Here is a 7,641-nt window from a genome sequence, read left to right as displayed (position 1 = left end):
GTCACTTCAATGGGGAAGGTTCCTCCGGCGCCGGCAATCTGAATCACCAGTAAAATGACACACAGTGCCTTGCCAATATCTCCAAATGAAACGGTCAGCGTGTAGATAATATTCGTATATACAAAGCTGGATAACAGCCCAGCGGCAACAAACAGCAGCGGATCTTTGCATTGTATCTCAAGGAAATACAGATCCCCCATGCAGATAATAAACGCCTGAATCAGCCCCAATGTCATGAAAAGCAGATATCTTCCCAGGTAACAATGGGATGGGCGTAAATTCTTCAGCTTTTCATCTTCATCTACCCGGACCTTTAAAATAGCAACCAGAACAATGCCCCCAACCCAGATAGCTAAAGTAGTATAAAATGGTGCCATTGCAGAACCGTAATTCTCAATGGGATAAAAAGAGGTCGTTTCCAGCTGTACCGGGGATGACATAAAACTGCCCATGAGATCTGGGTCATTTTGTATAATCTCCATTAATTTCTGAAGCTTCTTATCTTTCCCTACGGAATTCAACTGGGAAATAATATTCTGTATTTTATCGTGGGTGCTGCCGATTACATCTTTTGTGCTGGACAAAGCCTTTTGACCGGAGGTAAGAGAAGAGCTCATACCATCAAAAATACCATCCAGATTACTGAGGCTGCCATTGGTACTCTGTAACAGTCCGGAAAGGTCACTGCCGGTTTTTGTGATTTCATCCATCAGATTATCCAGCATGGGCTGTACCGAATTCATGTATGAGGCGCGGATGCCCGAAATCTCGTCTTTACTCCCGGATATTACAGAGGAAATAGAATTACGGGTTTCACTGCTGATGTCAGAAGCATTTTTAATACTTTCACTGGTTGCATTTATTTTATCAATAATGGACTGCTGATTTTGGCTGGATGTATTTAATTTATCAATCAGATTGTTAATCTCATCTTTTGGTTCCGGCAGCTGGGCATTGAGATCGGTCAGAATGTTGATATTTTTCGTATTCATATCAATGATTGCCTGGGCAAGCTGGGTTGTCTGTGCAAGCTGCCCCGCCGCATCGGAAATATCATTATTAATATCCCCAAATGCCTGTGAGGCAGTATTTGAAATGGAATCGTATATATCCTGCGCCGAGTTCAATACATTGCCAAATGACTGGTTTACGCTGTTTAAAGAGGACTTGGATGTATCCAGCACGGACTGGGAATCGTTGATTGTCTGTGTACCGTTTTCCAGTGTGGAACTGAGATCCGGCAAAGTCAGCTTTGTTGTGGAGAGTAGTGTATTCACACCGTCAATTGTTTCTGAAAATGCATCTATTGTAGAACTATACTGGCTTAAATCCGAATCCACCACCTGCATTACGTTAATCAGACGGTCGATCAGGGTATTGCCGTTTTCCTGTAAATCCCCGGTTGTAGTATTTAATATTCCGGCAATGGTTTCGGTAGCTACGCTGATAAAGGTACTGTTAACCTGCTGTTGAATAACGCCTACGCCTTTATCTGTGATCTTGGGAGCAATTGCATTCTTTTTTTCATTGATATAATATTGGATCTTCGGACTTTCAATGTTCGTAGAAAGTATACTGGATATTTTTTTGCTGAAATCCTCAGGGATAACTACGGCAGCATAGTATTTGCCGGATTTCACGCCGTCTACGGCCGATTGTGTATCCGTAAACTCCCAGCCGATCTGATCATTTGCTTTTAGATTATCCATAATCTGAGAACCCACATCCAGATTCATCCTATCCATTTTCCAGCCTTTATCTTCGTTGGAAACGGCTACTTTAATACCGGAAGTACTTCCATAGGGATCCCAGTTTGCAGCGATATTAAACCAGGCATATAATGCAGGAATAATACTGACACCGATTACCACAATCATAGCCATTACATTCTTACTGAGACGGGATAAATCCCGAACATAAATTCTAAATATTTTTTTCATTTCAGCCTCCATTATAATTTGTTGATTTTTTCAAGCATACCGTTACCGTCCAGCTCCGGTTCAGGCTCGGTCAGGTGGAGCTTACGTTTATAACGATAATCAATGTACTCCACGCAGATTAAATAGCCGGCGGAAAGAATAATCGATACAATCCAGGCAGTTAGAAAATTCAGTTTTGATTCCAGGCTAAACATAAGAATTAAAAAAACAGCCGGTATGATAAGAATCGCCAAAAATCCCCACCGGATTAACCGTGGATATTTTTCACGGAAGCGATTGTAAGAGCTGATGAATTCCTGATGCGCCACTTCTTTTTCAATATTTTCCCTGGCACCAAAATAAATCAGTGATTCCACCAATGCTTCTCTGGATGTTTTTCCCTCAAGAAGCCGTTGTTCATAATCGGATTGCAGATATAGAAGCAGATTCTGCTTAGCGGCTCTCGTTTCTTTGGTATCAGGCATATCCAGAAATAATTCATCTAAAAAAAGATTAAAGTCTTCCATATAACGTCATTGCCTTTCTAAATTAAGATAGGGATATTTTAGCACGAAAGAATCGGCAATACAATACAAAAATGACCAATCGTCAGTTTTTGGATTTTGAGCAGGATATGGCTTGGATGATTTCGGTTAGAATAGAAGAGAAGTAGTAAAAAAGAACAATATTTTTCATATAAATGAAAAATTATTGTGAAAGATTGAATGATATGAGTGTATAAAAAAATAAATGTTTGGGAAGTTCGTTTATTTTTGAATGGGCAGCATAGAGAAGCATAAGAAAGCGGCGCAGCAGATGTGAGGCCTCTGGTGAGGGAAAAAGCACTTTCTACAATATCTGAGCGGGTGAGTTTTCAAGAAGGAGACCCATTGATAGAAAAATATTAAAAAACACTTGACAACACCTACCAATTAGTATTAGAATGAAAAAAACAAAAAGCAAAACCGATGAGAAAGAGTAGTAAGCTTATCAACAAAATTCCAGAGAGCTGCAGGTGGTGTGATTGCAGTATTGAGTGGTTTGCCGAATGGACTTTCGAGGGCAGTCTGAAATAGAAGATAGCGGTGTGATCCGGTATCAGAAGAGTAGGCACTGTCGGGAACCGAACCCGTTATCAATCAGGAGTGTATGATAGTACATGCGAAAGTGGACATTATGTTAATTTGAGTGGTACCGCGATAATAATACGATATTATTACCGTCTCAAGCGAAGGCTTGGGGCGGTTTTTTTGTGTATTTATAAGGAACACAAAGCAGCCAGATTAACGTTCCCATTAGTTTTGTGATTGTTTGATACTATTAATCAAAATTAATGAAAAGAAGGAGAAATTATTATGAGAAAGAAAATTTTAGTTACTATTTTAAGCGTGGCAATGGCAGCAGCACTGACAGCAGGATGTGGTTCTACGGGAAACGGGGCTGCCGGAACAGAATCAGCATCATCAAGTGCATCCGGCAAATCTGAAACGGAAGCAGGAAGCATGGATGCAACAGATGCGGGAACGGAAGTAAATAATGACGAAACAGCTGATGGTGACAGTGCAGGGGCGGTCTCCGGTGAATTAGTGGAAGGGTCTTTTAAAATCGGTATTGCCCAATTTGCACAGCATGGTTCCCTTGAGAACTGCCGGGAAGGATTTTTGCAAGGCCTTGCAGAAGAGGGATTTGTAGAAGGGAAAAACCTCGAGGTGGATTATCAGAATGCAGAAGCGGACATGGGAAATGCTAATACCATCGCACAGGGGTTTGTAGCAAATAAGGTAGATCTGATGTGCGCAATTGCAACACCAAGTGCACAGGCATGTTATAATGCCGCAATGAAAACAGATATTCCGACCATTTACACAGCCGTTACGGACCCGGTCGCAGCAGAGCTTGCCCAAGAAGACCAGATACCCACCGGAAATGTGACAGGTACCAGCGATAAACTTCCGGTAGAAGCACAGCTGAAAATGATCCGTGAATTGCTTCCCGAAGCAAAAACCATCGGTATCTTATATACAACCAGCGAAGTAAACTCAGAAAGCAGTATCAAAGAATATGAATCCTTAGTAGAAAAATACGGTTTTACCCTGGAAACAGCCGGAGTGGCAACCATTGCAGATGTTCCATCAGCAGCAGATACGTTATTAGCAAAAGTAGACTGCCTGAACAACTTGACTGACAACACCGTGGTAAGTGCACTTCCTACGATATTAGATAAGGCATCCAAGAAAAACATTCCCGTATTCGGAAGTGAGATTGAACAGGTAAAAATTGGCTGCATGGCATCCGAAGGAATTGAATATATTGAACTTGGTAAACAGACCGGAAGAATGGCCGCAAAAGTGTTAAAAGGCGAAGCCAAAGCCAGCGATATGAAATTTGAAACAATTTCAGAAAGCAGTCTGTACCTGAATACCAAAGCAGCAGAAAACCTTGGCATTACAATCAGCGATGATACAAAAGGAAGAGCGGTAGAAACTTTCACGGAAATTACAGCACAATAGAAAAAGTCAAAAATCGTAGGATAACAGAGGTAGAGATATGTCCATACTAATAGGAGTTTTAGAACAGGGAATTATATATGCCATCATGACCTTAGGCATTTACATTACTTACAAAATATTAGATTTTCCGGATTTAACGGTAGACGGAAGTTTTCCTTTGGGGGCGGCGGTAACAGTTACGCTGATGGTGAATGGGGTAAATCCTTATCTGACCCTTCCCATCGCATTTGCAGCCGGAGCGCTGGCTGGTATGCTGACCGGCATCATCCATGTAAAATTCAAAGTCCGTGACCTGTTGTCGGGAATCATCATGATGACTGCATTATATACCATTAACCTGAAGATTGCAGGCAAAGCAAACGTACCGATCTTTAGTATGGACAATATGTTTGATAATTCATTTTTAACGAAAATTGTACCCGAATTTCTGGTACCTTATCAGACTTTAATAATTATCGTAATTGTGGCACTGGTGGTAAAACTATTATTGGATGCCTATATGAAAACAAAGTCCGGGTTTTTACTTCGTGCAGCAGGCGATAATCATGCACTGGTTACCGTCCTGGCAAAGGACAGCGGCAAAGTCAAGATTCTGGGGCTGGCCATCGCAAATGGTCTGGTGGCACTAAGTGGATGTGTCTATACACAATGGCAGAGGGTGTTTGACATTTCAATCGGTACCGGAACTATGGTTATTGGGCTGGCGAGCGTTATCATTGGAGTAAATCTTTGTAAATTTATCCCGAAAGTAAATAATACAACGGCTGTAATTGTAGGAGCTATTTTATACCGGGCTTGTGTGGCAATTGCAATGCAGCTTGGTTTTGGGGCAAATGATATGAAATTAATCACGGCGGTACTGTTTTTTGTAATTTTAGTAATCAGTATGGACAGGAAGAAGAAGGTGAAGGCACATGCTTGAATTAAAGAATATTAATAAATATTATAATCCCGGCACGATTAATGAAATGTGTCTCTTTGAAAATTTTAATTTTGAGGTGAACCAGGGAGAGTTTGTATCTGTGGTTGGCAGCAATGGTTCCGGTAAGACCTCCATGCTGAATATTATCTGTGGCAGTATAGATATTGATTCGGGCAGCATCCTGATGAATGGGAAAGACATCACAAGTGCAAGGGATTTTAAACGGCATCAGCGTATAGGGAGGGTTTTTCAAAATCCTTCCATGGGTACCTGTCCATCTATGACGATTCTGGAAAATATGTCACTGGCTGACAATAAGGGAAAAAAGTACAATTTGAAACCCGGAATCAATAAAAAACGAATTGATTCCTACCGAGACAGCCTGCGACAGCTGAATTTGGGGCTGGAAGATAAAATGGATGTAAAGGTAGGCGCTCTTTCCGGTGGACAGCGTCAGGCTATGGCACTTCTGATGTCTACCATGACACCAATCGAGTTTTTGATTCTGGATGAACATACGGCTGCACTGGATCCTAAGACGGCTGAGATTATTATGGAATTAACGGGTAAGCTGGTAAAGGAAAAAAATCTCACAACTATTATGGTTACCCACAATCTGAGATACGCAGTAGAGTATGGCAACCGTTTGATTATGATGCATCAGGGAAATGTGATACTGGATAAAAAAGGGACAGAAAAAGAAGCTACGGAAGTAGACGAGATCCTGGAACTGTTTAATGAGATCAGTATCGAGTGTGGAAATTAAAAATATACCGGGGAAGAATGCGCATGCCAGGATGCGCTTTACTCCCCGGTTTTATTGATTTTTCAAGAATAATTGTAAGCAGAAATCTTGCCGTCAAAATCCAAGCAGGGGATTTAAGTCTTGACGTGAGGGAATGAAAATGGTAAGATAATCACTGGCGTAAAAACACGATATAGTGTGCAATTATAAAATTTTTACTAAATATTGTTATTGAAAGGACGATAGATGTGAGGTATCATAATATAACAAAAGACGATATGCTAAATGGAGACGGACTGCGGGTAGTTCTATGGGTATCGGGATGTTCCCATTGCTGTAAGGATTGTCACAATCCGATAACCTGGGATCCAAATGGCGGTGTAACTTTTGACGAAAGTGCTAAGGAAGAATTATTTGCTGAATTAGAGAAGACTTACATATCCGGTATCACTTTCAGTGGAGGAGACCCATTGCATTCAAAGAATAAAAAAGATGTAGAAGAGCTGGCAAAAGAAATTCGCAGCAAATTTCCGCATAAAACAATCTGGCTCTATACCGGATCCACCTGGGAGAGTATCCGGCATTCTTCTATTATGCAATATCTGGATGTTTGTGTAGATGGAGAGTTTGAGTGTAAGAAGCAGTCAAAGCAGCTGCACTGGAGAGGCAGCTCCAACCAAAGAGTAATCGATGTTCAAAAATCACTGGAGTCGGGTGAAGCAGTTCTTTACTGCCAGTAAAAGTCAATCTGATTAATACATAGGAATAAAAACAATATAGGAGAATTACATGCAGAGAATAGCGAAATTTCATAAAGTAAGTTTTACACAGTTTGAAGCCGGGTACAAAGACGGATTTCCAGCGGCTTCAGAATTAGAAGTTAAAAGCATATATGAGGCGATCAAGCTTCCCAAAAGAGCAACCACAGGTTCTGCCGGATATGATTTTTACAGTCCCTTTACTTTTACGCTGAAGCCGGGAGAGACCATAAAAATCCCTACCGGAATCCGTGTGGAGATGAATACAGACTGGGTATTGAAATGTTATCCCAGAAGCGGACTGGGCTTTAAATTCCGCCTTCAGCTGAATAATACCGTGGGTATTATCGACAGCGATTATTTTTATTCCGACAATGAAGGTCATATATTTTCAAAAATCACCAACGACAGCAACGAAGATAAGTCCATTACCGTAGAAGCAGGAACTGGTTTTATGCAGGGAATATTTGTAGAGTACGGCATAACAGTAGACGATGATGCAACGGAGATTAGAAACGGCGGATTTGGCAGCACAACGAAATAAAAAATAAAAGAATATCCGGTTCATTGATAACTGTTCATAAACAGTGCACAATGAAACCGGATATTCTTTTACTGATTATATAATGTAATGAAAAATTTAAAGAATATGTTTAACTATACATTTCCTGAAGCTCTGCGGCTTCAAATTTATGTGTCAGATCTCCTGAGGAAAAATCTTTCTCTATGTATGGCATTAATTGCCTTACCTTGCTATTTACCATAGAGTCATCTTCCAATTGCCAAA

At 40.8% G+C, this 7,641-nt stretch carries 7 protein-coding genes; 5 read left to right on the top strand and 2 right to left on the bottom strand.

Going from position 1 to position 7,641, the window contains the following annotated elements; genetic code table 11:
• Together ACH2DQ_RS17920 and ACH2DQ_RS17915 are read right to left on the bottom strand one after the other, a co-directional pair.
• On the bottom strand, positions 1-1,940 hold a 1,940-nt coding region (locus tag ACH2DQ_RS17920; protein WP_395027725.1), incomplete at its 3' end, for a YhgE/Pip family protein.
• Between the two features lie 11 nt (positions 1,941-1,951).
• A complete protein-coding gene (locus tag ACH2DQ_RS17915; protein ID WP_394916051.1) occupies positions 1,952-2,446 on the bottom strand; it encodes a hypothetical protein in 495 nt (164 codons plus the stop codon).
• A gap of 828 nt (positions 2,447-3,274) precedes the next feature.
• Between ACH2DQ_RS17915 and ACH2DQ_RS17910 the strand changes: the two genes are divergently transcribed.
• The 5 genes from ACH2DQ_RS17910 (at position 3,275) to ACH2DQ_RS17890 (ending at position 7,398) form a co-directional block, all read left to right on the top strand.
• Positions 3,275-4,429, top strand: a complete 1,155-nt coding sequence (locus tag ACH2DQ_RS17910) for an ABC transporter substrate-binding protein (protein ID WP_394916050.1) — start codon at positions 3,275-3,277, stop codon at positions 4,427-4,429.
• A gap of 37 nt (positions 4,430-4,466) precedes the next feature.
• Positions 4,467-5,351, top strand: a complete 885-nt coding sequence (locus tag ACH2DQ_RS17905; protein WP_027294234.1) for an ABC transporter permease — start codon at positions 4,467-4,469, stop codon at positions 5,349-5,351.
• Entirely contained in the window at positions 5,344-6,117 is a 774-nt protein-coding gene (locus ACH2DQ_RS17900; RefSeq protein ID WP_394916049.1) for an ABC transporter ATP-binding protein, read from the top strand. Before ACH2DQ_RS17905 ends, ACH2DQ_RS17900 begins: the two co-directional genes overlap by 8 nt.
• 227 nt (positions 6,118-6,344) lie before the next feature.
• On the top strand, positions 6,345-6,836 hold the full coding sequence (nrdG, locus tag ACH2DQ_RS17895) for an anaerobic ribonucleoside-triphosphate reductase activating protein (protein ID WP_394916048.1): 492 nt from the start codon (positions 6,345-6,347) through the stop codon (positions 6,834-6,836).
• Positions 6,837-6,885: 49 nt separating this feature from the next.
• Positions 6,886-7,398, top strand: a complete 513-nt coding sequence (locus ACH2DQ_RS17890) for a deoxyuridine 5'-triphosphate nucleotidohydrolase (protein WP_394916047.1) — start codon at positions 6,886-6,888, stop codon at positions 7,396-7,398.
• The last annotated feature ends 243 nt before the right edge of the window (positions 7,399-7,641 follow it).

The sequence above is a fragment of the Robinsoniella sp. genome (assembly GCF_034124845.1).
Note: the sequence above shows the minus strand (reverse complement) of the source record. Positions and strands in the feature narration are given on the sequence as shown.

Coding starts and splice junctions, on each gene's coding strand:
- ACH2DQ_RS17915 (WP_394916051.1), bottom strand. CDS start 2,446: ATGGAAGACTTTAATCTTTTTTTAGATGAATTATTTCTGGATATGCCT.
- ACH2DQ_RS17910 (WP_394916050.1), top strand. CDS start 3,275: ATGAGAAAGAAAATTTTAGTTACTATTTTAAGCGTGGCAATGGCAGCA.
- ACH2DQ_RS17905 (WP_027294234.1), top strand. CDS start 4,467: ATGTCCATACTAATAGGAGTTTTAGAACAGGGAATTATATATGCCATC.
- ACH2DQ_RS17900 (WP_394916049.1), top strand. CDS start 5,344: ATGCTTGAATTAAAGAATATTAATAAATATTATAATCCCGGCACGATT.
- ACH2DQ_RS17890 (WP_394916047.1), top strand. CDS start 6,886: ATGCAGAGAATAGCGAAATTTCATAAAGTAAGTTTTACACAGTTTGAA.